We start from the raw sequence: 24,193 nt of genomic DNA, 5'->3' as shown, positions 1-24,193 counted from the left end.
GCGGTGAAATGCCTGGTAGCACGGTGGTTCGCGGGGTGCGTGCGTTGCGAGGATCGAGGTGTCCGAACAACGCAACGCCGCATCATAAGGAACCCTCATGCGCAGCTCCCGTCTCGTCGCCGCTTCTCTGGCCGGGGTCGCCGTTTCCGGTCTCGTTCTCTCGAACGCCGTTCCGGCCTCGGCCGTGTCCGCGACCCACAGCGCGCCGGCCCTGTCCACGTCATCGGCCCCTGCGAATGGCCGGACGCTCACCCTTCCCGCGCCGCACGGCCGCTACGCCACCGGCGAGTCGACCTTCCGGCTTGTCGACGACAAGCGCGCGGATCCCTGGGTGCCGAACCAGTCCTACCGCGAGCTGATGATCAGCGTCTTCTACCCGGCGGTGCACACGGCAGGCAAGCCGTATACGACCCAGTACCCCGCCGCGGCCGCCGCCGAGATCGGTGCCTCGCTCGACGGCGGCAACGGCCTGCCCGCAGGTCTGGTGAACTGGGCCGCGACCAAGACGCACTCGGTGCGGGACGCCGCCATGGCGCCGGGCCGTTTTCCGGTCGTCCTGTACTCGCCCGGCGCCGGGGACCCGCGCGACTCGAACATGACCCTGGTCGAGAACCTGGCTTCGCAGGGCTATGTGGTGGTCACCATCGACCACACCGGGGAAGCGCCGGCCACGGAGTTCCCCGACGGCCACGTGGTCGGCAACGGGCCGCTGCTGGCGGCTTTCGGCCAAGTCGGGGACGACCAGGCGGCGGCGACGGTCCTGCTCACCAAGGTGATGGACGTCCGGCTGGCCGACACCCGGCTCGTGCTGAACCGGCTGTCGAGCCTGCCGAACCGGCTGACCGCCGGCATGGACCTGAACGACATCGGGATGTTCGGCCACTCCGCCGGCGGGTTCGAGGCGGCGGAGACCATGTACGACGACCCGCGGGTCAAGGCCGGCGTCAACCTGGACGGCACCATGGAGTTCACCGAGAACGCCGACGGCACCCACCTGAGCGACGTCGCGCTGCACGGGCTGAAGCAGCCGCTCCTGCTGATGGGCAGCACCGGCCGCTACCCCAGCAGCATCCACGTCGAGCCGTCGTGGGCGTCGTTCTGGCAGAACCAGAAGGGGTGGAAGGCGGACATCACCCTGAACGACTCGCAGCACCAGTCGTTCACGGACGCCGAGCCCCTGCTGGCGCAGCTGGCCGGCCAGATCCCGGCCTCGACGCTGACCTACGACAACGGGACGGTCGACGCGCGGCGTGCGGTGGCCGCCGACCGCGCGCTGGTGGACTCGTTCTTCAACCGGTTCCTGAAGGGCCGCGACGACCACCTGCTGGACGGCCGGGGCGCGTCGCAGTACCCGATCACCTTCGTGCAGTAGCCCTCATCCGCGGTACGGAGGGTGCCCGCCCCAGTTCCACTTCGGCATCGGGGCGTTGTACTCCTTCACGCCGGGCTGCGAGTTGATGACGGCCAGCCGGGTGCCCCACTCGATGTAGCCGGTGAAGGCCGCGCGGAACTCGGGGTCGTCCGGGAGGCCGACCTCGTCGGCGGCGTCCATCAGGAGGCTGACCCAGCGGCGGCGCTGCTTCTCCTGGATGCCGCGGCCGAGGTGCTGCCGGATCATGTGGCGGTAGCCGCCGTGGGAGTCGGTGTAGGTGCTCGGGCCGCCGAAGACCTCGCCGAGCCAGAGCGCGACGTGCTGCGGGTGCTCCGGGTTCATGCCCGCGAACAGGGGATGGAGCAGTTCGTCCTTCAGGACCTCGCGGTAGAAGGCTTCGGTCAGCCGCAGCAGGGCCTCCTCGCCGCCGAGCCATTCGTACAAGCTCGGGACCGCACCGCCGTCGCCGCGGACGGCGGTCTGCTCGTAGGTGCGCCGGTCGGTGATGTCGCCTTCGTAGCCCTTGAGGTGGTCCTCGCGCTGTTGCTCGGGGCTCTGGGGCTTCGGCGCGTTCCAGGTGGTGCGGAAGACGTACTGGTCCGGTTCGTCGATGCCGCGGACCAGCTCGTAACCGACGCATTCCGGGGCGGCGGCCAGGGCCTCGGCAGCGTCGGCATAGGCGGCTTCGAACTCGGCGGCGCGCTCGGCGGGGATGCGGTAGCGGATGTCCTCGACGGTCATGTGATCAGTTTTCCACGGCGCCTCCTGCTGAGGGCCGATCCTGGGCGGTAATATTCGTCGCGGCGTTGTGCCTGTGACGCCCCGCCTGGTGTCCCGTCCACTGTCTCGCCGACCCCGGGGGAGCCGATGACTTCCGAGCACAGCTTCCGCCCGACGGCCGAGGACGCGCGGCTGCTGAAGCTGGCGCTGCCGGCTTTGGGGAACCTGGTCGCCGAGCCGCTGTTCCTGCTCGCCGACTCGGCGATCGTCGGGCACCTGGGGACGCCGCAGCTGGCTGGGCTGGCTGCGGCGAGCGCGCTGCTGGCGACGCTGACGTACCTGTGCGTGTTCCTCGCCTATGGGACGACGGCCTCCGTGGGGCGGCGGATCGGCGCCGGGGACCTGCCGGGGGCGGTGCGGCAGGGCGTGGACGGGATGTGGCTCGGCGTGATCCTCGGCGTGGTGCTGGGACTGGCCGGGATCGTGTTCGCCGCGCCGCTGGTGCGGCTGTTCGGGGCGTCGCCTGAGGCGGTGCCCTACGGAGTGACGTACCTGCGGATCGCCTCTATCGGGCAGCCTGCGATGCTCTTGGTTCTGGCCTCCACGGGAGTCCTGCGAGGTCTGCAGGACATTCGTACGACACTTGTAGTTGCGGCGACCGGCGCCACCATGAACGTGGTGCTGAACCTGGTGCTGGTCTATCCGGTGGGCATGGGGATCGCCGGTTCGGCGACGGGGACGGTGCTCACGCAGTACGGCATGGCGACTGCTTATGCGGTGGTCGTCTATAAGGCGGCGCGCAAATACGAGGCACCACTGCGACCGGACCGCGAGGGGATCAAGCAGGCCGCGACGGCCTCGATCCCCTTGCTGGTCCGCACGATACTGCTGCGGATCGCGCTCCTGGCCGGGACGATCCTCGCCGCGCGCTATGGGACCGAGGCGTTGGCGGCGCAACAGGTCGCGTGGTCGCTGTGGGGCTTCCTGGGGCTGGTGCTGGACGCCCTCGCCATCGCCGGACAGGCGTGGATCTCGCAGCTGCTCGGGGCCTCGGACGTGACGGGTGCGCGGCGGGCCACCCGGCGCACGATCGAGTGGGGCGTGGTGGTCGGCGTCGTGCTCGCCCTGATGGTGCTGGCGACGCGGCAGGCGTTCATCCCGCTGTTCACCGACGACCAGACGGTGCGGAACCTGCTGGAGGACGTTCTGCTGTTGGAGGCGTTGTTCCTGCCGGTCGCAGCGCCCGTGTTCGTGCTCGACGGCATCCTCATCGGGGCCGGCGACGGCCGGTTCCTGGCGTGGGCCGGGATCGCGACCACCAGCGCCTACCTGGCCGCCGCGCTCGGTTCCTACCACCTGGACCAGGGACTGCTCGGCCTGTGGTGGGCGCTCGGGGTGTTCATGCTGGCGCGGCTGATCGCGCTCGCGGCGCGGATCCGCACCGACCGCTGGATCGTGACCGGTGCCGAGCGCGGGGCGAGCGGCGAGGGGACGGATGACGCGACGGCCGCCGCGGAGGTCGCGGCGGTTACGCAGACGCCTTAGTCAGCGCCGAGGCCCGGGGTGGAAGAAGTCGGCGGAGCCGCGGTGCCACAGCATGGCGATCACGCCGAGGCCGATGAGCCAGCTCAGGACCCGGCACGTGTCGTGCTACTTCGCCCCGGGCACCTGGATCGCCTTGGCCAGCCAGGGCAACTCCTGTACGAAGGCCGCTTGCCCGAAGACCCACGAATGCTTGCCGGATCCGGTCCAGATCTGGTTCGGGACGTGGTCCTTCTTCAGCGCGGCGGACAGTTGCTGCGCGTGCTTGGGCTGCGCCGTCTCCTGGTTGCCGACCGCGAACATGCCGGAGAAGTACCTGGGCCACTTCTTGTGCTTGCTCAGGATGGTCAGCGGGTCGTCGGCGGCGTACTCGGCCGCGTCGCCGCCGTACAGGGTGGCGATGGTGGAGTTCTTGTCGCCCTTGTTGGGGCCCAGGTCGCCGCTGATGTCGAGGAAGTGGCCGAAGACGGTGGGATGGGTCAGGGCCAGGGTGATCGCGCAGGTGCCGCCCATGGACCAGCCGGCCACGGCCCACTTCGCCGGGAGGGTCGCGGTGCCGAAGGTCTTCTCGACGTAGGGCGGGATGTCCTCCACCAGGTGGTCCATGGCGTGGCCGGCGGGGCCGTTCACGCATTCGGTGTCCACCTTGAAGCCGCCGGAGGCGTCGACGAAGACCATGACCGGCGCGAAGCCGTGGTGCGCGGCGGCGTAGGCGTCGGCGGTCTTGATGGCGTTGCCGGCGCGGATCCAGTTGTCCGGCTCGGCGAACTCGCCGCCGATCATCTCCACCACCGGCAGCTTGGGCCGGTGCGTGGAGCGGAACCAGGCCGGCGGCAGGTAGACGTATTCGCTGCGGTGCTGGAAGCCGCTGGCGGTCTCCGGGATGTCCACCTCGACGATGCGGCCGGTCTTGGTGTTGCCGTGGATGGTGCCCAGCTGCGCCAGGCTGACCTGCTGCGGCAGCGCCTGGTTGGTCAGCTCGCCGTACATGTCCGCCAGCGTCGGGTAGTAGCCGAGGCTGATGTCCAGCGCGTCGCCGGCGGTGAGCAGCGCCAGCAGCATCGCCAGCGGCGCGGCCGTGCGCTGCCACCACCGCGACCCGCGCCAGCACGCCACGGCCAGCCCGGTCGCGAGGGCGAACACCGCGAGCCAGAACCAGAGCCCGAACGGCAGCGGATCCGACACCCCCATCGCCGTCCGCACCAGCACCGCGCACAGCACGCCGAACAGAACAGCTCCCCCGAGCACGATCGGCAGGCGCTTGAGCAGGAACTCCCGGTCCCGCAGCCGCGCCCGTCCGATCGTGACGACGACCAGCGCCACGGTGAGCACCCGGAGGGCCCAGGGCAGCCAGCCGTCCAGCAACGACACGTCCACGGTGCCGATCTTGGCGGGAGGCGCGTCAGCTCGCGGTAAGGGTCGCCTACGTTCCCGGGTGCGGGCCGCGACGCCGTCCGGCCCCGGCGCTGGCACAATGACCGCATGGCGGTGACCGACGAGGCGATCGAGAAGATCAAAGAGATGATCATCAAGGGCCGGCTGCGGCCCGGCGATCGCCTGCCCAAGGAGGCGGACCTGGCCGCTGAGCTGGGGCTTTCGCGCAGCTCGCTGCGGGAGGCGGTGCGGGCGCTGTCGCTGATCCACGTGCTGGACGTGCGGCAGGGCGACGGGACCTACGTCACGAGCCTGGAGCCGGCGCGGCTGCTGGAGGCGATGAGCTTTGTCGTCGACTTCCACCGGGACGACACGGTCCTGGAGTTCCTGGAGGTCCGCCGCATCCTGGAGCCGGCCGCCACCGCCATGGCCGCGCAGCGCGTCACCGACGAGGAGGTGGCCGACCTGCGCGCGCATCTGGCGCTGATCGGCAACGCCCCGACGGTGGAGGACCTGGTGCGCAACGACCTGGAGTTCCACAGCCGGATCGCGGCGTGCTCCCGGAACGTGGTGCTGGGCTCGCTGCTGGACAGCCTTTCGGGGCCGACCACGCGGGCGCGGGTCTGGCGCGGGCTGACGCAGGAGGGGGCGCTCACCCGGACGCTGATGGAGCACACGGCGATCCTGGACGCGCTGGCCGAGCGGGACTCCGAGGGCGCGCGGGCGTGGGCGACGATCCACATCGTGAGCATCGAGCAGTGGCTGCGGAACACCTTGAGCGAGAAGCGGTCGACGCAAGGGGGCTGAGGGCTGACATGGGCTTGTTCCGCCGGCGGGAGCCGCGGGTCGGGGAAGCGGTGGACCGGCCGCCGGAGCCGTGGGACGACGACCCGGAGCCCGACTATGCGGCCGGAGTCCACGAGCTGACCGTGCTCTCCGAAGGGGTCACGCTGGCCGAGCCGCTCAACTACCCGCGTGACGCGCGGCTGGTGCTCGCCGGCGCGACCGAGCCGTTCGGGCCCGGTCAGCTGCTCATGCTCGGTGGTCAGGGCTGGAGCACCTTCGAGATGGTGCAGGTCTGGGACGACGGCCAGGTTCCGCGACGGGAGTCGTGCCCGGTGTGGCGCCAACGACTCGGGAGCGCTTGCGCGTCCCATCCCGTGGGCACGCCGGTCACGCCGGTCACGCCGGTGACCGCGGAGAGCGGCCGGGTGCTGGTTCTGGTGGAACCAGAACCTGAACCAGAACCCTGACCTGGCCGCCCCGCCTAGTCTTGCGCGGCGCCGGAGGTGTAGCGCGAGACGATCAGCGCCACCAGGATCACCAGGCCGTCGAAGAACTCGATGTCGTTTGCCGACACGTGGCCGAACACCAGCACGTTCTCGATCAACTTCAGCGTCAGCACGCCGGTGAGCGCGCCGAACAGGGAGCCGCGGCCGCCGTTCATGCTCACGCCGCCGATCACCGTCGCGGCGAACACCTTGAAGATCAGGCCGGTGCCCACACTGGCCGAGGCCGCGCCGAGGCGCCCGGTGTAGAGGATGCCGGCGAAGGCGGCGAGCATCGAGCCGATGATCAGGACGATCCAGACGGTGCGCTCCACGCGGATGCCGGCCGCCTTCGCGGCGCCCGGGTTGCCGCCGATCGCGTACAGGGCGCGGCCGTGGCGATACCAGCCGAGGACGGCAATACCGACGGCGAACAGGATTCCGCAGATCCAGACCGACGCCGGTTGGCCGGCCCATTCGGTGTGGCCGAGGTAACTGAAGGAGGAGGGGACGGTGGTGATGGTCTGGCCGCCGTCGACGACGATCACCAGGCCGTGCAGCATCGTCAGCATGCCCAGGGTGACGACGAACCCGTTCAGGTTCATCTTCAGGATCAGGAAGCCGTTGATCGCCCCGACCACGGCCCCGACCAGCAGGCAGATCGGGATCGCCATCCACTCGGCGCCGAAGCCCAGGCCGTTGAAGCGGTTCCCGGACGTCGGCAGCACCATCCACAACGCGATCACCGGGGTCAGCGTCACCGTCGACTCCAGCGACAGGTCCATGCGGCCGCTGATCAGGATCACCGCTTCGGCCAGGACCAGAACGCTGAGCTCGGTCGACTGCTGGAGCATCCCCAGGAAGTTGGCCGTGGTCAGGAAGTCCGGGGACTCGATGAACCCGATCAGAATCAGCAGCGCCATCGCCGGCAGCAGCGAGAACTCGCGGAGCCAGCCGGTGCCGGGGCGGCGGAACCACGCCGCGGTCTCGGCCGGGGCGGTTTCGGCCGCGTCGGACATCGTCGTGGCCTCACTCATGGCCGGACCCTTCCATCTCGTTCAGTCCTTCGATAGCGGCGATGAGGTCGTTGTCGCCCCAGCCGGCCGGGAACTCCGCGACGACCGCGCCCTTGAACATCACCAGTACCCGGTGCGCGATCCGCAGGTCGTCCAGCTCGTCGGAGACCAGCAGGGCGCCGCAGCCCTTGTCGGCGGCCTGGCGCACGGTGCCCAGCAGCGACTCCTTCGACTTCACGTCCACGCCGGCGGTCGGCCGGATCAGCACCAGCGCTTTCGGGGAGTTCGCCAGCGCACGGCCCATCACCACCTTCTGCTGGTTGCCGCCGGACAGGGCGCCGACTGGCTGGTCGGGTCCCTCGGCCTTGACGTCCAGCCGCTCCATCAGGGCACTGCCGGCGCTGCGCAGCGAGTCATGGGTGAAGAATCCGTGGCTGCCCAGGCGATCCATGGCGGTGAGCGTGATGTTCTCCGCGATCGGCCGCATGGGGACCACCCCTTGCGCGTGCCGGTCTTCCGGGACGAAGCCGAGCCCGGCGTGCAGCGCGGCCGGCACGCTGCCGGTCCGCACCCCGCGTCCGGCGACCGTCACGGTCCCGGCGGTCGGCCGGTGCAGTCCGGCGACCGTCTCGCCGAGCGCCACGACGCCGGAGCCGCCCGCGCCGGCCAGGCCGACGATCTCGCCCTCGCCGACGGTGACCGAGAAGTCCTCGTAGGCGCCGGGCAGGGTCAGGGCCTTGATCTGCAGCGCCGGGGTCGACGTCTCGGCCGGTGGTGAGTACGTCGCGACCTCGGCGCCGAACGTGGCCCGCTCCGAGCGGTCCTCGCCGGTCATCGCCTCGATCAGGGCCTCCTTGTCCAGGCCGGCGACCGGCGCGGTGAGGATGTGCCGGGCGTCGCGGTAGACCGTGACGCTCTGGCAGACCTCGTACACCTCGGACAGATGGTGCGAGATGAACAGGAACGCGACGCCCGACTCCTGCAGGCGCCGCAGCCGGTCGAAGAGCCCTGCGATCTTCGCGCCGTCCAGCTGCGCGGTGGGCTCGTCGAGGATGATGAACTTGGCCCCGAACGACAGCGCGCGGGCGATCTCCAGCACCTGCCGCTGGTCCACGGCCAGCGTCGAGGCGGCCGCGGCCGGGTCCACGTCGATCTCGTACTCGGCCAGCAGGTCGGCCGCCCGGCCGCGCAGCGCCTTCCAGCTGATCCGGCGCAGCCCGTCGGACTGCCGGTTCAGGAACAGGTTCTCGGCCACCGACAGGGTCGGGATGATCGTCGACTTCTGATAGACGCAGGCGACCCGCGCCTGCCAGGCCGCGCGGTCGGACAGCGCCGGCGCGGCCTCGCCGTCGAACATGATCCGCCCGCCGTCCGGCCGGGCCAGCCCGGTCAGCAGCGAGACCAGCGTCGACTTGCCGGCGCCGTTGCGCCCGACGAGCGCGTGCGCCTCGCCGGGGGCCACGGAGATGTCGACGTCGATCAGCGCGCGGGTGGCGCCGAAGCTCTTGGACACGGCGATCGCCGTGGCGACGGGGCGGCCGGTGGTGCCGGCCGCCCTCAGGTCGTGCGTCGTCATCGCGGGATCACTTGCCTACCTGGTTGCCCCACAACGACGGATCGTCGACGTTCGCCGCGGTCACCAGCGGTGCCGGCAACTGGTCCTCCAGGCCGTTGGGCAGCTGGATGATCGTGGAGCCGTGGTCGGTCGGGCCGGGGGAGAAGGTCTTGCCCTCGGCGGCGGCCTGGGCGTAGAAGAGCCCGTACTTGGCGTAGAGGTCCGCCGGCTGGGAGACCGTGGCGTCGATCTGGCCGGCCTTGATGGCCTGGAACTCGGCCGGGATGCCGTCGTTGGAGACGATGAAGATGTGCTTGGGATCGGTCGGCGGGACCAGGAGGTTCTTCTGCTGGAGCAGGGACAGCGTCGGCGCCAGGAAGACGCCGCCAGCCTGCATGTAGATGCCGTTGATGGTGCCGGCGTTCAGCGCGTCCTGCAGCTTCGCGGCTGCGACGTCGCCTGCCCAGTTCGTGGCCTCGGCCTCGACCTTGATGTTCGGATAGTTCTTGCTCATGCAGTCGCCGAAGGCCTGCGAGCGGTCGCGGCCGTTGATGGAGGTCAGGTCGCCCTCGAACTCCACGACGGTGCCGGTGCCCTTGAGCTTGTCGCCGAGGAACTGGCAGGCCTTGGTGCCGTACGCCTTGTTGTCGGCGCGCACGACCATGTAGACCTTGCCCTTGTCCGGGCGGGTGTCGACGCTGACCACCGAGATGTTCTTGCTCGCCAGGTCGTCCAGGGTGCTGGCGATCGCGCCGGTGTCCTGCGGGGCCATCAGGATGACCTTGGCGCCCTGGCCCTCCAGGGCCGTGACGTTGGCGATCAGCGCGTCGATCTTGTTGTTGGAGTTCGTCGGCGGCAGGGCGTTGAGGGAGCCCGACTTGATGTCCGAGTTCACGTACTTGGCATAGCTGTTCCAGAAGTCGGAGTCCGACCTGGGGAAGTCGATGCCTATCTTCTTGCCGCCGGAGGCCGACTTGGAGCCGCCGCGCCCGCAGGCGGCGGCGCTCAGGCCGAGCGCCACGACGGCCGTGAGGGCCAGAACTGTTCTCGACGTACGGTGCAGCCTCATGTCGTCCTCGCTGGTGAGGGTGTGCGGGGGGAGAGTGTGGTCTGTATCACGTGCCGTTCAGTCATCCGATGTATAGCCGGAGGATCGAGGCCTGTAAAGACTGTGGAACGCAATCGTTACGCCGGTTTACTAGATCCAATCGAAGAAAAGGCAGGCCGACCCCGGTCCGCGGATCGAGAAGGATCTTGATTCCCTTGACGATAGATCCGATGTTTGCCTAGAGTCCCGGAGCGTGAGACTCCTCCGCTTGGGCGAGCCCGGCCGCGAGCGCCCTGTGCTGCTCGCCGCCGACGGCCGCCACTTCGACCTGACCGGTGTCATCGGCGACCTGGACCGCGCGTTCTGGCTGGAGCGGGGTGCGGACGCGGTCCGCGCCGCGGCCCAGGCCCGCACGCTGCCCGAGATCCCGGCCGCCGAGGTGGCGGGACTGCGCGTGGGCGCGGCCGTCGCGCGGCCGGGCAAGGTGGTGTGCATCGGGCTGAACTACCGCGACCACGCCGAGGAGACCGGCGCCGCGATCCCGCCGCGGCCGGTGGTCTTCATGAAGGACCCGTACACGGTCGTCGGCCCGAACGACGACATCCTCATCCCGCGCGGCTCGGTGAAGACCGACTGGGAGGTGGAGCTGGCCGTCGTGATCGGCGCGCGGGCCCGCTACCTGGACTCGCACGAGGCGGCCCTCGGCGTCATCGGCGGCTTCGCGGTCAGCAACGACGTCTCCGAGCGCGAGTTCCAGCTGGAGCGCTCGGGGCAGTGGGACCTGGGCAAGTCGTGCGAGGCGTTCAACCCGCTCGGGCCGTATCTGGTGACGGCCGAGGAGGTCGGCGACTTCCAGAAGCTGGGCCTGCGCCTGAGCGTCAACGGCGAGCAGCGGCAGGACGGCAACACCGAGAACATGATCTTCGGGGTGGCCGAGGTGATCCACTACCTGTCCCAGCACATGGTGCTGGAGCCGGGCGACGTCATCAACACCGGGACGCCGGCCGGCGTGGCGCTCGGCATGGCCGGCCAGCCCTACCTGCGGGCCGGCGACGTGGTCGAGCTGGAGATCGACGGTCTGGGGTCGCAGCGCTCGAATCTGGTCCGGGCATGAGCCGGATCGTCTCGGTCGAGACCTTCGACGTCCGCTTCCCGACCTCGCGCGAGCTCGACGGCTCGGACGCGATGAATCCGGACCCTGATTACTCCGCGGCGTACCTGATCCTGCGCACCGACGCCGAGGACGGGTTGTCCGGCCACGGCTTCACCTTCACCATCGGCCGCGGCAACGACGTGCAGGTGGCGGCGATCGAGGCGCTGCGCGAGCACGTCGTCGGGCTGGACGTCGAGGCGGTCTGCGCCGACCCGGGCATCGTCAACCGGGCCCTGATCGGCGACAGCCAGCTGCGGTGGCTGGGGCCCGAGAAGGGCGTCATGCACATGGCGATCGGCGCCGTCGTCAACGCGGTCTGGGACCTGGCGGCCAAGCGCGCCGGCGTCCCGCTGTGGAAGCTGCTGGCCGACGCGGACCCCGAATGGCTCCTCTCACAGGTCGACTTCCGTTACCTCACCGACGCTTTGACCGCCGAGGAAGCGCTGGAGTTGTTGCGGCGCGGCAAGAGTGGGGCGGCTGAGCGGGAGACACAACTGCGCGCCGAGGGCTATCCCGCCTACACGACCTCGCCGGGCTGGCTCGGCTACTCCGACGAGAAGCTGACCCGGCTGGCGCACGAGGCGGTGGCCGCCGGCTTCCGGCAGATCAAGCTGAAGGTCGGCGCGGATCTGGCCGACGACGTCCGGCGCTGCCGGGCCGCGCGCGCCGCGGTCGGCCCGGACATCCGCATGGCGATCGACGCCAACCAGCGATGGAACGTCGGCGAGGCGATCGAGTGGGTCAAGGCGCTGGCCGAGTTCGACGTGTACTGGATCGAGGAGCCGACCTCGCCGGACGACGTCCTCGGGCACGCCGCGATCCGGGCCGCCGTCGCGCCGGTGAAGGTGGCGACCGGGGAGCACGTGCAGAACCGGATCGTGTTCAAGCAGCTGCTGCAGGCCGGGGCGATCGACTTCGTGCAGCTGGACGCGGCGCGGGTCGGCGGGGTCAACGAGAACCTGGCGATCCTGTTGCTGGCGGCCAAGTTCGGGGTGCCGGTCTGTCCGCACGCCGGCGGGGTCGGCCTGTGCGAACTGGTCCAGCACCTGTCGATGTTCGACTTCGTGGCGCTGTCGGGCACGCGCCAGGACCGGGTCGTGGAGTACGTCGACCACTTGCACGAGCACTTCGTGACGCCGACGGTGGTGACCGCAGGGGCGTATCAGGCCCCGATCGTGCCGGGCTTCTGCGCCGAGATGTTTCCGGCGACGCTGGAAGCGTATTCGTTCCCCGACGGCTCGTTCTGGCGTGCGGACCGAGGAGAGGTGTGAGGCGGACATGCAGGACATGCGGGACTTCGAAGGGCTGAAGGCGGTCGTCACCGGCGGCGGCTCGGGCATCGGCGCGGCCACCGCGCGGCTGCTGGCCAACCGCGGGGCGGCGGTGGCGGTGCTGGACCTGGACCCGGCGGCGGCGGTCTCGGCCGGGCTGCACGGGTTCCGGGCGGACGTCTCCGACGACGCCTCGGTGCGCACGGCCGTCGCGGCCGCGACGGAGGCGCTCGGCGGCCTGGACGTGCTGGTGAACAACGCCGGCATCGGCGCCGCGGGCACGGTCGAGGACAACCCCGACGAGCAGTGGATGAAGGTCTACGACGTGAACGTGGTCGGCATGGTGCGGGTGACCCGTGCTTCGCTGCCGGCCCTGCGCGCGTCGCGGCACGCCGCGATCGTGAACACCTGCTCGATCGCCGCGACCGCCGGCCTGCCGCAGCGCGCGCTTTACTCGGCGACGAAGGGTGCGGTGCTCTCGCTGACTCTGGCGATGGCCGCGGACCATGTGCGCGAGGGCATCAGGGTGAACTGCGTGAACCCGGGCACCGCCGACACCCCGTGGGTCGGCCGCCTGCTGGACGCCGCGGACGACCCGGAGGCCGAGCGCGCGGCCCTGGAGGCACGGCAGCCGATGGGGCGGCTGGTGTCGGCGGACGAGGTCGCGGCGGCGATCGCGTACCTGGCCTCGCCGACGGCGGCCTCGGTGACCGGGACCGCACTCGCCGTGGACGGCGGAATGGCCGGATTGCGCCTCCGTCCCGTGGGACAGTGAAGCCATGGCAAACACCATCGGCCGGGGTGTCCGGCTGACTGATCTGGCCTTCGGCGCCGCGGCCATCGGCAACCTGTTCACCGCGGTCACGGACCAGGACGCGCGGGCGACCGTCGATGCCGCGTGGGACGCGGGCATCCGCGTGTTCGACACCGCGCCGCACTACGGGCTCGGCCTGTCGGAGCGGCGGCTCGGCGCGGCGTTGCGGGAGCGGCCGCGGGACGAGTTCGTGGTGTCGACCAAGGTCGGGCGGATCCTGGAGCCGGTGCCGGCGGCCGATCAGGTCGGCGAGGACCCGGACGGGTTCGCGGTCCCGGCGGCGTTCCGGCGGGTGTGGGACTTCTCCGGGGACGGCGTGCGCCGCTCGATCGAGGACAGTCTCGAACGCCTGGGCTTGGATCGCGTCGACAGCGTCCTGATCCACGACCCCGACCAGTACGAGGAGCAGGCCATCGGCGAGGCGTTCCCCGCCTTGGCGAAGCTGCGCTCCGAGGGCGTGATCGGCGCGATCGGCGTCGGCATGAACCAGACCCGGATTCCCCAGCGCTTCGTGCGGGACACGGACATCGACTACGTCCTGCTCGCCGGCCGCTACACGCTGCTCGACCAATCCGGTGCGGAGCTGCTCGACGAAGCGGCCGAGCGCGGTGTCGGCATCATGATCGGAGGCGTGTTCAACTCCGGCCTGCTGGTCGATCCGCAGCCCAGCTCGACCTACAACTACCTGACCGTGCCGCCGGAGATCCTGAACGCGGCGTTGCGGCTCAAGGGAATCTGCGAGCGGCACGGAGTTCCGCTGCGGGCCGCGGCGCTCCAGTTCCCGCACCGCCATCGGGCGGTGAGGTCGGTGCTGATCGGTGCGCGGTCGCCGGAGGAGGCGCGGGACTGCGTCGAGATGGCGCGGCTGCCTGTTCCCGACGCGTTGTGGGCGGAGATCTGAGATGGGGCACAGATCTGAGATGGAGCACAGATCTGAGATGGGGCACAGATCTGAGATGGGGCACAGATCTGAGATGGGGCACAGATCTGAGATGCGCATCGCCCTGTTCATCGCCTGCTACAACGACGCGCTCTTCCCCGACACCGGCAAGGCCGTCACGGCCGTGCTGGAGCGGCTCGGGCACACCGTCGAGTTCCCGATGGCGCAGACCTGCTGCGGCCAGATGCACTACAACACCGGCTATCGGCGCGAGGCGGATTCGCTGGTCGGGGCGTTCAATGACGCCTTCCGCGGCTACGACGCCGTCGTCACGCCGTCCGGCTCCTGCGGCGGCCACGTCCGGCACCACCACAAGACCGAGACCGCGCCGAACGTGTACGAGTTCTCGGAGTTCTTGGTGGACGTCCTGGGGGTGACCGACGTCGGCGCCTACTACCCGCACCGCGTCACCTACCACCCGACGTGCCACAGCCTGCGGATGCTGCGGGTCGGCGACAAGCCGCTGCGGTTGCTGCGCGCGGTCGAGGGCATCGAGCTGGTGGAGCTGCCGGAGGCGGAGTCGTGCTGCGGCTTCGGCGGGACGTTCGCGATGAAGAACTCTGAGACCTCGGTGGCGATGTTGCAGGACAAGATGGGCAACGTGCGCACGACCGGCGCGCAGACGCTGTGCGCCTCCGACAACTCCTGCCTGATGCACATCGGCGGCGGTCTGGGACGGATCAAGTCGGGTGTCAGGACCCTGCATCTGGCCGAGATCCTGGCGGCGACGCGATGAGCCGGGACGAGGTGAACGTCGTCTGGCTCGGTTCGCCGACGTTCCCCAAGGCGGCGCACGACGCGCTCCAGGACGACCAGCTGCGCCGCAATCTGAAGCACGCGACGACCACGATCCGTGACAAGCGTCTGCGGGCGGTCGCAGAGCTCGATGACTGGGAGACCCTGCGGCTCGCCGGTTCGCAGATCAAGGACCGCGTGATGCGGCACCTGGACACCTATTTGCTCCAGCTGGAGGCCTCGGTCACCGCGGCCGGCGGCGTCGTGCACTGGGCCGAGGACGCGCGCGAGGCCAACTGGATCGTCACCGAGTTGGTGCGGGCCAAGGGCGCGACCGAGGTCGTGAAGATCAAGTCGATGGCCACCCAGGAGATCGGGCTCAACGAGGCGCTCGACGACGACGGGATCGAGGCCACCGAGACCGACCTGGCCGAGCTGATCGTGCAGCTGAACCACGACCGGCCCTCGCACATCCTGGTGCCGGCGATCCACCGCAACCGCACCGAGATCCGCGACATCTTCCTCCGGGAGATGGGCAAGCACGGTGTTCCGGCGCCGGACGACCTCACCGACGAGCCGCGCGCGCTGGCCGAGGCGGCGCGCGTGCACCTGCGGGAGAAGTTCCTGCGGGCGAAGGTGGCGATCTCGGGGGCCAACTTCGCGTGTGCGGACACCGGGACCGTCGGGGTCGTGGAGTCCGAGGGCAACGGCCGTATGTGCCTGACGCTGCCGGAGACGCTGATCACGGTGATGGGGATCGAGAAGGTCCTGCCGTCGTTCACCGACCTGGAAGTGTTCCTGCAACTGCTGCCGAGATCGTCCACCGCAGAGCGTATGAACCCTTATACGTCGCTGTGGACCGGCGTCACACCGGGCGACGGCCCGCAGGAGTTCCACCTCATCCTGCTCGACAACGGCCGCACGAAGACGCTGGCCGACACCGCGGGACGGTCCGCACTGCACTGCATCCGCTGCTCGGCGTGCTTGAACGTGTGCCCGGTCTACGAGCGGACCGGCGGGCGGTCATACGGTTCGGTGTACCCGGGGCCGATCGGGGCGGTGCTGACGCCGCAGCTGGTCGGGGTCGGGACGTCGGACCACGCCGATTCGCTGCCGTTCGCCTCGACCTTGTGCGGTGCGTGTTACGACGCCTGCCCGGTGCGGATCGACATCCCCGAGATGCTGGTGCACCTGCGGGCGAAGGTCGTGGACGCGCACCGGGGCGGGGTGCCGAAGCCGGAGGCGCTGGCGATGAAGGGCGCGAAGGTGGTGTTCGGGTCGCCGCGCCGACTGGCTGTGGCCGAGCGGCTCGGGGCGATCGGCGGCCGGATCGCGGGCATCGGCGGCGGACGGTGGCTGCCGGGGCCGGCGAAGAAGTGGACGGGAGCGCGGGACGTGCCGGTTCCGGCGTGGGAGTCGTTCCGGACGTGGTGGCGGAAGGCGGGACGGGGATGAGCGCGGTGACACCGGCCGACACGGCCCAGGCGAAAGCGGCGATCCTCGGGCGCATTCGGTCTGCGTTGGGCGATGTCCCGGGCGACGAGCGTAGTGAGGATGTCGAAGTCACCCGCGACTACGTCGACAGCCATGCGACCGGCGACGTCGTCGAGTTGTTCGTGGAGCGCGTCGAGGACTACCGCGCGACGGTGATCCGCACTTCCGAGGCCGACGCGCCGGCCGAGATCGCGCGCGTTCTCAGTGGGCACGGAGTAGGCAATCTCGTTGTCCCGCCTGGCTTTCCGGACGCGTTGTCAGCTCGGTATGAAGGCTTGCGCCTGTCCGACGACCCGCCGCTGACCCCCGCGGAGCTGGACGCGTCCGACGGCGTGATCACCCTCGCGGCGCAGGGGATCGCGCTGACCGGGACCATCGTGCTCGACGCGGGGCCGGGGCAGGGGCGCCGGGCGCTCTCGCTGGTGCCCGACCTGCACGTGTGCGTCGTGCGGAGCTCACAGGTGGCCGCCGACGTGCCGGTGGCGGTGCGGGCGCTGGTGCCGGGCCGGCCGACGACGTTCATCTCCGGGCCGTCGGCGACCTCCGACATCGAGCTGGACCGGGTGGAGGGTGTGCACGGGCCGCGGACTCTGGTGGTCGTGTTGATTTCTGGGTGACTCTGTTTATTTCTGGGAATTCCGCTAGGCTAGGGATCGTCCAACCGGTCTTAGCGGAGGTCAGAGGAAACATGCGTTTGCTGGTCATTGGGGGCGCGGGGTACGTCGGGTCGGTCACCTCCGCGGTGCTCGTCGAGGCCGGCCACGACGTGACGGTGGTCGACGACCTGTCCACCGGGCACCGGGACGCGGTGCCGGCCGGGGCGGCGTTCCGGCACGCGGACGTGCTGGACCAGCGGCAGCTCGGGGACGTGCTGCGCGCCGTCACCGAGCAGGGTCCGATCGACGCGATCCTGCACTTCGCGGCGCGCTCGCTGGTCGGGGAGTCGGTGGCCGAGCCGGCCCGGTACTTCCGGCACAACATCACCACCACCGCGAACCTGCTGGAGGCGATGCGCGACCACGGCATCGGGACGATCGTCTTCTCCTCGACGGCCGCCTGCTACGGCGAGCCGGAGGCCACGCCGATCACCGAGGACATGCCGACGGTGCCGACGAACCCCTACGGGGCCTCGAAGCTGGCCGCCGACCAGATGCTGACGTTCGCCGCCCCGGCCTACGGCATCGCGGCGGTGTCGCTGCGGTACTTCAACGTCGCCGGCGCGTACGGCCCGCAGGGCGAGCGGCACGAGGTCGAGACGCACCTGATCCCGCGGCTGCTGGACGTCGCCGCCGGGAACGCGCCGGAGGCCTCGGTGTTCGGCACCGACTACCCGACGCCGGACGGGACCGCGATCCGCGACTACATCCACGTGCGGGACCTGGCCGAGGCGCACCTGCTGGCGCTGACCGCGGCCAAGAAGGGCGAGCACCTGATCTGCAACCTGGGCACCGGGACCGGCTTCTCGGTCTACGAGGTGCTCGAGGCGGTGCGCAAGGCCACCGGCGCGGAGGTGCCGGCGGCGGAGAAGCCGCGGCGCGCGGGCGACCCGGCGCGGCTGGTGGCCTCCGCGGAGCGGGCCAAGACGGTGCTGGGCTGGAACCCGGAGCGGACCGAACTGGCCGAGACGGTCGCCGACGCCTGGGCCTTCTATCGCCGTTAGAGGGTGCGCGGATTGGTGGCCGGTCTGGCGAGGCGGCGGCGCCGCCGCAGCGCACGGAAAACTCGTCGGGAACGAGGCTGGGCGTGCCGGACGACGGCCCTCAGCCCGGTGTTGGCTGTGGGCAGTCGGCTTGCCGTAAGCGCAGCGCATGGCAAGGCACCGGTGCGGCCAGGCTCGGAGCTCCGGCGATCTTCCGCCCGGCCACCGATCCGCGCACCCTCTAAGTCGCCCATATCGGCCCTTGGGCGATTTCCGGGGCTGATATCCGCAGATGTTTTTCCACGACAACAAATAAGCCGCATTCGGAAGGGGTTCCTCCGAATGCGGCTCGTTATTTCCGAGCGGATTGCTCAGACCGGGCGGACGTCCTCCGCCTGCGCGCCCTTCGGGCCCTGCGTGACTTCGAACTCGACGCGCTGGTTCTCCTCCAGCGAGCGGTAGCCGCTCGACTGGATGGCGGAGAAGTGCACGAACACGTCCGGGCCGCCCTCATCCTGCGAGATGAAGCCGTAGCCCTTCTCGCTGTTGAACCACTTGACTGTCCCCTGAGCCATCCTGCTCTCATTTCATGCTTGAAGAACCATTGTCGGCCTCGGCGGCTTGAGACGAGAAAAGCCCGGCGGAATGTGTTCCGCTGGGCCTTTAACACCGCGAACCTATGACCTTGGCTGCGAGTGTACGCGATCATTCCGGCCCCGGCGAGGGTGTGGATCACGCAATAGATCACGATGCAGCTACGACTCGATCACGTAGCGGACGCCATGAAGCGGGTTTTGCTCGCCCACCCGTTTCCCACCACCGCCCGTCGAGGAGACGCTACGCGCCGCTGTTTTGTTCATAATGCGCACGTCGAACCCCGCCATCCATGCCCCGGGCGCAGGGCGGATGCGTCTACCCTTGACATCAAGAAAGCTGGCTGTCCAAAGGAGAACCGCCCGTGTCCGCGTCGCCCAGTGTGTCCTATTCGATCACCGTCCGTCTGGAGGCTCCCTCCTACGGCAACGCGGTGAGCGGGATCACCAGGGCGGTGGAGGACGCCGGCGGTGTGGTGACCGGTCTGGACGTGTCCGGCTCGGGCCGGGACCGGCTGCGGGTCGACGTCACCATCGCCGCCAGCAGCGAGGAGCACTCCCGGGCGATCACCGAGGAGCTGGCCAAGATCGAGGGGGTCGAGGTCGGCAAGGTCTCCGACCGGACCTTCCTGATGCACCTCGGCGGCAAGATCGAGATGAGCTCCAAGGTCGCGCTGCGCAACCGCGACGAGCTGTCCATGGCCTACACCCCGGGCGTCGCGCGGGTGTCGCTGGCGCTGGCCGAGAACCCCGGGGACGCCCGGCGCCTGACCATCAAGCGCAACACCGTCGCCGTGGTCACCGACGGCTCGGCGGTGCTGGGCCTGGGCAACATCGGGCCGATCGCGGCGCTGCCGGTGATGGAGGGCAAGGCGGCGCTGTTCAAGCAGTTCGCCGGCGTCGACGCCTGGCCGCTGTGCCTGGACACCCAGGACACCGAGGAGATCATCAAGGTCGTCAAGGCGATCGCGCCGGGCTTCGCCGGGATCAATCTGGAGGACATCAGCGCGCCGCGCTGCTTCGAGATCGAGCGCCGGCTGCGCCAGGAGCTGGACATCCCGGTCTTCCACGACGACCAGCACGGCACCGCGATCGTGGTGCTGGCGGCGCTGACCAACGCGCTGAAGGTGGTCGGCAAGAAGCTCCAGGACGTGCGCATCGTCGGCTCGGGCGCCGGAGCCGCCGGCACCGCGATCCTGAAGCTGCTGATCGCCGCCGGGGCCACCGACATCACCGTGGCCGACTACCACGGCGTGGTGCACGCCGGCCGCGCCGACACCCACGGCGACGGCGACGGCGACCTGCGCTGGGTCGCCGAGCACACCAACCCCGGCAACCTCACCGGCACCCTGAAGGAGGCGCTGGCCGGCGCCGACGTCTTCATCGGCGTCTCGGCCCCGCGCATCCTGACCGGCGACGACATCGCCACCATGGCCCCCGGCGCGATCGTGTTCGCGCTGGCCAACCCCGAGCCCGAGGTGGACCCGGACGACGCGCTGGCGCACGCCGCGGTGGTGGCCACCGGCCGCAGCGACTACCCGAACCAGATCAACAACGTGCTGGCCTTCCCCGGCGTCTTCCGCGGCCTGATCGACGCGCAGTCGAACAACGTCACGCCCGAGGTGCTGGTGGCCGCCGCGCGCGCGATCGCCTCGACGGTGCCCGACAGCGACCTGAACCCCAGCTACATCGTGCCGAGCGTGTTCCACAAGGACCTGGCCAAGACGGTGGCCGAGGCCGTGGTCGCGGCGGTGAAGGGCGACCCGGCGGAGTAAGAGCGGGCAACGCGCGGCGCGGGTAACGCGGGTAGCGCGAAACGTGGTCGTGGTGCGGACGCCGGAGTAGCGTCCGCACCATGGGTACTGGGACTACGGGGACCGAACCTGCCGGACGTGCTCCGGGGCGCGCTCAGACGCTGCCGATGCAGGGCTTGGTGAACGCCTTCACACGCGCGGCCTTGAACACGCCGGGAGTGGCCAAGGGGATCGGCAAGAAGCTGATCCTGCTGTACGTCTTCGGCCGCAAGAGCGGCAAGCGGTACGCCATCCCGATCGCCTACATGGCCCACGACGGGAAGGTGCTCATCGGCACTCAGTTCGCCTGGAGCCGCAACCTGCGCACCGGCGAGCCGATCCAGGTCAGGTACAAGGGACGGCTGCGTTCGGCGGACGTCGAGGTGGTCCGGGACGCGGACCGGGTCGCCGCCCTGTACACGCTGTTGTGCAAGGACAACCACGCCTTCGCGAAGTTCCACAACATCGGCTTCGACGCCGAGGGCGAGCCGGACCCCGCGGCCGTGCGGGAGGCGGTGCGGCTGGGGGCGCGGGCGATTCTGCTGACGCCGCAGGCGGGGTGAGGCGCCGCTCCCACTGGTGAGTACGGCCGGCCTCAGCCCCGAGTACGTCAGCCCCGATTACGTCAAGCCCGAGTACGTCAAGCCCGAGTACCGCCGGACGTCAGCCCGGGATCCCCAATTCCACGTCCGCGCCCAGCGCCGAGAGCTTCGCCTCGAAGTCCTCGTAGCCGCGGCGGATCAGGCTGATGCCGTGCACCGTGGAGGTGCCCTGCGCCGCGAGCGCCGCGATCAGGTAGCTGAAGCCGGCGCGCAGGTCGGGGATGGTCAGTTCGGCGCCGTGCAGCTTGGTGGGGCCGGAGATGACTGCGGAGTGCATGAAGTTGCGCTGGCCGAAGCGGCAGGCGCTGCCGCCCAGGCACTCGCGGTAGAGCTGGATCTGCGCGCCCATGCGGTTCAGCGCCTCGGTGAAGCCCAGGCGCTGCTCGTAGACCGTCTCGTGGATGATCGACAGGCCGTGGGCCTGGGTCAGCGCCACCACCAGCGGCTGCTGCCAGTCGGTGGACAGGCCCGGGTGCACGTCCGTCTCCAGCGCCAGGGCGCGCATCTGGCCGCCGGAGTGCCAGAAGCGGATCGAGGGGGTGCCGCGGGTGTCGTCGACCTCGAAGTCTCCCCCTATGCGGCGGAAGACGTTCAGGAACGTCATCATCTCGCCCTGGGTGGCGCCGATGACGCGGATGTCGCCGCCGGTGGCCAGGGCCGCGCAGGCCCACGAGGCGGTCTCCAGGCGGTCCGGGATCGCGCGGTGGGTGAAGCCGTCGAGGCGGTCCACGCCGATGATGCGGACGACCCGGTCGTTGTGGACGGAGATTATGGCGCCCATCTTCTGCAGCACCGCGATCAGGTCCACGATCTCCGGCTCGGTGGCCGCGTTGGAGAGTTCTGTCACACCCTCGGCCAGCACCGCGGTCAGCAGCACCTGCTCGGTGGCGCCGACGCTGGGGTAGGGCAGCCGGATGTGGGTGCCGCGCAGCCGCTCGGGCGCGGTGAGGAGCAGGCCCTCGGGGCGCTTCTCGACCACCGCGCCGAAGGCGCGCAGCGCGTCCAGGTGGAAGTCGATCGGCCGGTCGCCGATCTTGCAGCCGCCCAGGTCCGGGATGAAGGCGCGGCCCAGGCGGTGCAGCAGCGGACCGCAGAACAGCACCGGGATGCGGCTGGTGCCGGCGTGCGCCTCGACGGCCGTGTCGCTGGCGGCCTCCACCGAGGCCGGGTCCAGGACCAGCGTGTCGGGGTCCTCGCCCTGGGTGACCGAGACGCCGTGCGCCTCCAGCAGCCCGGTGACGATCCGGACGTCGGAGATCTGCGGGACGTTGTGCAGCACCGACGTGCCGTGTCCGAGCAGCGCGGCCACCATCGCTTTGGGGACCAGGTTTTTGGCGCCGCGGACCCGGACCTCACCGGACAGGGCGGCGCCGCCGTGCACTGTCAGGACGTCGGAGGCGGTGCTCTGGGCCATGGTTCTCCATCAATGTGTGCGTCGGACCGCGATCCGGTGGGGCTCCGGGCGGGACGATCAGTCAGTGGCGCTTGCGCCTCCACGCGGGGCGGTGGCCGGGCGACGGGTGGGGGGCCGGTCCAGGGTACTCGAACAATGGGCGCATGCGGCCGAAGCTGGCGAAGATCGCACTTGGTGCGGGCGTGGTCCGCACCCGAAACCCGTGCCGCTTCAACGGGCTGTGCCGGTTCGAACGCTGAGGGTCGCCGACGGGTGGCGGACGCGCGGGCCTTGGGGCAAAAGGCGCCAGCGGGGGTCCGGGTGCGGGATCATGTGTGCCATGACGGACGCAGGGCGCGACGCGGGGGAGCAGGACGGCGGCAGGGCGCCGCTGGAACGGCTGACCGGCAAGCTGCTGGTGGCCACCACGGTCCTGGTCGACCCCAACTTCGACCGTACGGTGGTGCTGGTCGTCGACCACGACGACGACGGCACCCTGGGTGTGGTCCTCAACCGGGCCGGGAGCCTGGACGTCGAGGACGTGCTGGAGACCTGGGCGCCGCTGGCGGCCGAGCCCCCGACGGTGTTCCTGGGCGGCCCGGTCGCGCTGGACTCGGCGCTGGGCATCGCCTGTGTGCGCCCGGAGGCGGCCGTGCCCGGCGAGGAACCGCTGGGCTGGCGCCAGTTCTCCGGCCGCCTGGGGCTGGTGGACCTGGACGCCCCGCCGGAGGTGCTGGCCCCGGACCTGACGGCGCTGCGGATCTTCGCCGGGTACGCCGGCTGGGGCCCCGGGCAGCTGGCCGGCGAGCTCGCGCAGCGGGCCTGGTACGTGGTGGAGCCGGAGCTGGCCGACGTCTTCACCACCGAGCCGGAGGACCTGTGGCGGCGGGTGCTGCGCCGGCAGGGCGGGACCATGGCGATGGTGGCGAACTGGACCGAGGATCCTGATCTCAATTAATTGATATAGCGCCCGGAGTGCCCGCCGCCGCTCCGCCGCCGGTCCGCAGCCGGGCAGGCCCGACGCCGCCGCGCCGGGCCTGTCGCCAGTACCCGCTATTGCGACGAGGACGAGCTGAGTCCCGCCGAGATGTCCTTCAGGCTCGGGATCTCCGACCCGACCGCGCCGGTCTTGAGCAGGATGCCGTAGAGCAGCACCGCCAGCCCCAGCACCAGCGCCGCCTGCGCGAACGAGCGCGACCGCAGCTTGTTCCTGCTCGCCGTCCACAGGGCCAGCACCACCAGTGCCAGCAGCACCGCGACCAGGCCCAGGATGATCATCGCCCAGGACTGGTAGTTCACCCAGTCGCGCTGCAGGCCGAACGGGTCCTGCTTGGTGCGCGGGACGTTGTTCTTGAAGTCCGACCAGGTGCGGGCCGCGTCGTGCGCCTGGACCAGCGGGTTGACCAGCAGGAACGAGCCGGCGCCGAGGGCGGCCACGATCAGCGCCAGGAGCGAGCCGGCGTCGATGCCGGGCAGGAAGGTCGCCGCGATGCTCGTCTTCGGCGCGTTCGGGTCGATCGGCTCGCCGAGTCCGAGTTCCTCCTCGTCTGAGGGCGCGACCCAGGGGTTCTCGGCGAAGGTGCCGGTCGCCGGGGCTTCCGTGCCGGGCTCGGCGGGCGTGGCGGGCTCCGTGGCGGCGGTCGGCTCGCTCTTCGCGGCCTCGGCCGCCTCGGCTGCCCGGGACGCCTGTGCCGCCCGGCCGGCCTCGGTGGACCCCGTGGTCCGGGCGGAATCGGCCGGTCCGCCGCTCTGAGCGCCCTCGCCAGGCGGCTGGCCGGCGTTCGGGTCCGGCTGGGTGTTCGGGTTCTCGGTCACAGCATCAGTCCATTCATAACGGTTCGCACCATTGTGACCTTTTGGTCGCCGTCAAC

Annotated in this window: 23 protein-coding genes; 15 read left to right on the top strand and 8 right to left on the bottom strand. The window is 70.3% G+C overall.

Annotated features, from left to right (window positions below):
* The first annotated feature begins 97 nt into the window (after window positions 1–97).
* Window positions 98–1,372, top strand: coding sequence for an alpha/beta hydrolase family protein (locus ABIA35_RS15910; RefSeq protein WP_370358368.1), 1,275 nt, complete (start codon window positions 98–100; stop codon window positions 1,370–1,372).
* 3 nt (window positions 1,373–1,375) lie between these two features.
* On the opposite strand, the gene ABIA35_RS15905 is transcribed toward ABIA35_RS15910, so the two are convergent.
* Window positions 1,376–2,113, bottom strand: a complete 738-nt coding sequence (locus tag ABIA35_RS15905; protein WP_370358367.1) for a group II truncated hemoglobin — start codon at window positions 2,111–2,113, stop codon at window positions 1,376–1,378.
* A gap of 126 nt (window positions 2,114–2,239) precedes the next feature.
* On the opposite strand from ABIA35_RS15905, the gene ABIA35_RS15900 reads away from it, so the two are divergent.
* Window positions 2,240–3,637 (top strand): MATE family efflux transporter, encoded by a 1,398-nt coding sequence (locus tag ABIA35_RS15900; RefSeq protein ID WP_370358366.1) that lies wholly within the window; start codon window positions 2,240–2,242, stop codon window positions 3,635–3,637.
* Window positions 3,638–3,742: 105 nt separating this feature from the next.
* Here ABIA35_RS15900 and ABIA35_RS15895 read toward each other — a convergent pair whose 3' ends face one another.
* A complete protein-coding gene (locus tag ABIA35_RS15895; protein ID WP_370358365.1) occupies window positions 3,743–5,011 on the bottom strand; it encodes an alpha/beta hydrolase in 1,269 nt (422 codons plus the stop codon).
* Between the two features lie 105 nt (window positions 5,012–5,116).
* Here ABIA35_RS15895 and ABIA35_RS15890 point away from each other — a divergent pair, with 105 nt between their 5' ends.
* Window positions 5,117–5,815, top strand: coding sequence for a FadR/GntR family transcriptional regulator (locus ABIA35_RS15890; protein WP_370339499.1), 699 nt, complete (start codon window positions 5,117–5,119; stop codon window positions 5,813–5,815).
* Between the two features lie 8 nt (window positions 5,816–5,823).
* A complete protein-coding gene (locus tag ABIA35_RS15885; RefSeq protein WP_370358364.1) occupies window positions 5,824–6,261 on the top strand; it encodes a hypothetical protein in 438 nt (145 codons plus the stop codon).
* Window positions 6,262–6,275: 14 nt separating this feature from the next.
* Here ABIA35_RS15885 and ABIA35_RS15880 read toward each other — a convergent pair whose 3' ends face one another.
* The 3 genes from ABIA35_RS15880 to ABIA35_RS15870 are packed head-to-tail and all read right to left on the bottom strand — an operon-like array spanning window position 6,276 to window position 9,916.
* Entirely contained in the window at window positions 6,276–7,313 is a 1,038-nt protein-coding gene (locus tag ABIA35_RS15880; RefSeq protein ID WP_370339502.1) for an ABC transporter permease, read from the bottom strand.
* Entirely contained in the window at window positions 7,306–8,868 is a 1,563-nt protein-coding gene (locus ABIA35_RS15875; protein WP_370358363.1) for a sugar ABC transporter ATP-binding protein, read from the bottom strand. The genes ABIA35_RS15880 and ABIA35_RS15875 overlap by 8 nt, the downstream gene beginning before the upstream one ends.
* Before the next feature lie 7 nt (window positions 8,869–8,875).
* On the bottom strand, window positions 8,876–9,916 hold the full coding sequence (locus tag ABIA35_RS15870) for a sugar ABC transporter substrate-binding protein (RefSeq protein WP_370339506.1): 1,041 nt from the start codon (window positions 9,914–9,916) through the stop codon (window positions 8,876–8,878).
* Between the two features lie 232 nt (window positions 9,917–10,148).
* Between ABIA35_RS15870 and ABIA35_RS15865 the strand changes: the two genes are divergently transcribed.
* The 8 genes from ABIA35_RS15865 to galE all read left to right on the top strand — a co-directional run bounded on the left by ABIA35_RS15865 (window position 10,149) and on the right by galE (window position 17,962).
* Window positions 10,149–11,009 carry a fumarylacetoacetate hydrolase family protein gene (locus ABIA35_RS15865; protein WP_370339508.1) on the top strand — a complete coding sequence of 287 codons (861 nt, stop codon included), beginning with the start codon at window positions 10,149–10,151 and terminating at the stop codon, window positions 11,007–11,009.
* On the top strand, window positions 11,006–12,319 hold the full coding sequence (locus ABIA35_RS15860; protein WP_370358362.1) for an L-fuconate dehydratase: 1,314 nt from the start codon (window positions 11,006–11,008) through the stop codon (window positions 12,317–12,319). The genes ABIA35_RS15865 and ABIA35_RS15860 overlap by 4 nt, the downstream gene beginning before the upstream one ends.
* 16 nt (window positions 12,320–12,335) lie before the next feature.
* Window positions 12,336–13,094, top strand: coding sequence for an SDR family NAD(P)-dependent oxidoreductase (locus tag ABIA35_RS15855; protein WP_370339850.1), 759 nt, complete (start codon window positions 12,336–12,338; stop codon window positions 13,092–13,094).
* Window positions 13,095–13,098: 4 nt separating this feature from the next.
* Complete coding sequence (locus ABIA35_RS15850; protein WP_370339512.1) at window positions 13,099–14,034, top strand: aldo/keto reductase; 936 nt, start codon at window positions 13,099–13,101, stop codon at window positions 14,032–14,034.
* A gap of 91 nt (window positions 14,035–14,125) precedes the next feature.
* Window positions 14,126–14,809 (top strand): (Fe-S)-binding protein, encoded by a 684-nt coding sequence (locus ABIA35_RS15845; RefSeq protein ID WP_370358361.1) that lies wholly within the window; start codon window positions 14,126–14,128, stop codon window positions 14,807–14,809.
* Window positions 14,806–16,263 (top strand): LutB/LldF family L-lactate oxidation iron-sulfur protein, encoded by a 1,458-nt coding sequence (locus ABIA35_RS15840; RefSeq protein ID WP_370358360.1) that lies wholly within the window; start codon window positions 14,806–14,808, stop codon window positions 16,261–16,263. Before ABIA35_RS15845 ends, ABIA35_RS15840 begins: the two co-directional genes overlap by 4 nt.
* Window positions 16,260–16,919 carry a lactate utilization protein C gene (locus ABIA35_RS15835; protein ID WP_370358359.1) on the top strand — a complete coding sequence of 220 codons (660 nt, stop codon included), beginning with the start codon at window positions 16,260–16,262 and terminating at the stop codon, window positions 16,917–16,919. Before ABIA35_RS15840 ends, ABIA35_RS15835 begins: the two co-directional genes overlap by 4 nt.
* A 71-nt stretch (window positions 16,920–16,990) precedes the next feature.
* A complete protein-coding gene (gene galE / locus ABIA35_RS15830) occupies window positions 16,991–17,962 on the top strand; it encodes a UDP-glucose 4-epimerase GalE (RefSeq protein ID WP_370358358.1) in 972 nt (323 codons plus the stop codon).
* A 350-nt stretch (window positions 17,963–18,312) separates the two neighbouring features.
* Here galE and ABIA35_RS15825 read toward each other — a convergent pair whose 3' ends face one another.
* Entirely contained in the window at window positions 18,313–18,516 is a 204-nt protein-coding gene (locus ABIA35_RS15825; RefSeq protein ID WP_370339520.1) for a cold-shock protein, read from the bottom strand.
* A gap of 383 nt (window positions 18,517–18,899) precedes the next feature.
* Here ABIA35_RS15825 and ABIA35_RS15820 point away from each other — a divergent pair, with 383 nt between their 5' ends.
* Together ABIA35_RS15820 and ABIA35_RS15815 are read left to right on the top strand one after the other, a co-directional pair.
* A complete protein-coding gene (locus ABIA35_RS15820) occupies window positions 18,900–20,309 on the top strand; it encodes an NAD-dependent malic enzyme (RefSeq protein ID WP_370339522.1) in 1,410 nt (469 codons plus the stop codon).
* Window positions 20,310–20,389: 80 nt separating this feature from the next.
* Window positions 20,390–20,890 (top strand): nitroreductase/quinone reductase family protein, encoded by a 501-nt coding sequence (locus ABIA35_RS15815; protein WP_370358357.1) that lies wholly within the window; start codon window positions 20,390–20,392, stop codon window positions 20,888–20,890.
* Between the two features lie 100 nt (window positions 20,891–20,990).
* On the opposite strand, the gene murA is transcribed toward ABIA35_RS15815, so the two are convergent.
* The gene (gene murA, locus ABIA35_RS15810) at window positions 20,991–22,343 is read right to left on the bottom strand and encodes a UDP-N-acetylglucosamine 1-carboxyvinyltransferase (RefSeq protein WP_370339526.1); all 1,353 of its coding nucleotides are present in this window, start codon (window positions 22,341–22,343) and stop codon (window positions 20,991–20,993) included.
* A gap of 319 nt (window positions 22,344–22,662) precedes the next feature.
* Between murA and ABIA35_RS15805 the strand changes: the two genes are divergently transcribed.
* On the top strand, window positions 22,663–23,280 hold the full coding sequence (locus tag ABIA35_RS15805) for a YqgE/AlgH family protein (protein WP_370339528.1): 618 nt from the start codon (window positions 22,663–22,665) through the stop codon (window positions 23,278–23,280).
* 95 nt (window positions 23,281–23,375) lie between these two features.
* On the opposite strand, the gene ABIA35_RS15800 is transcribed toward ABIA35_RS15805, so the two are convergent.
* Entirely contained in the window at window positions 23,376–24,137 is a 762-nt protein-coding gene (locus ABIA35_RS15800) for a hypothetical protein (RefSeq protein WP_370339530.1), read from the bottom strand.
* Between the last annotated feature and the right edge of the window lie 56 nt (window positions 24,138–24,193).

Source organism: Catenulispora sp. MAP12-49 (genome assembly GCF_041262705.1).
Classification (GTDB): domain Bacteria; phylum Actinomycetota; class Actinomycetes; order Streptomycetales; family Catenulisporaceae; genus Catenulispora.
Note: the sequence above shows the minus strand (reverse complement) of the source record. Positions and strands in the feature narration are given on the sequence as shown.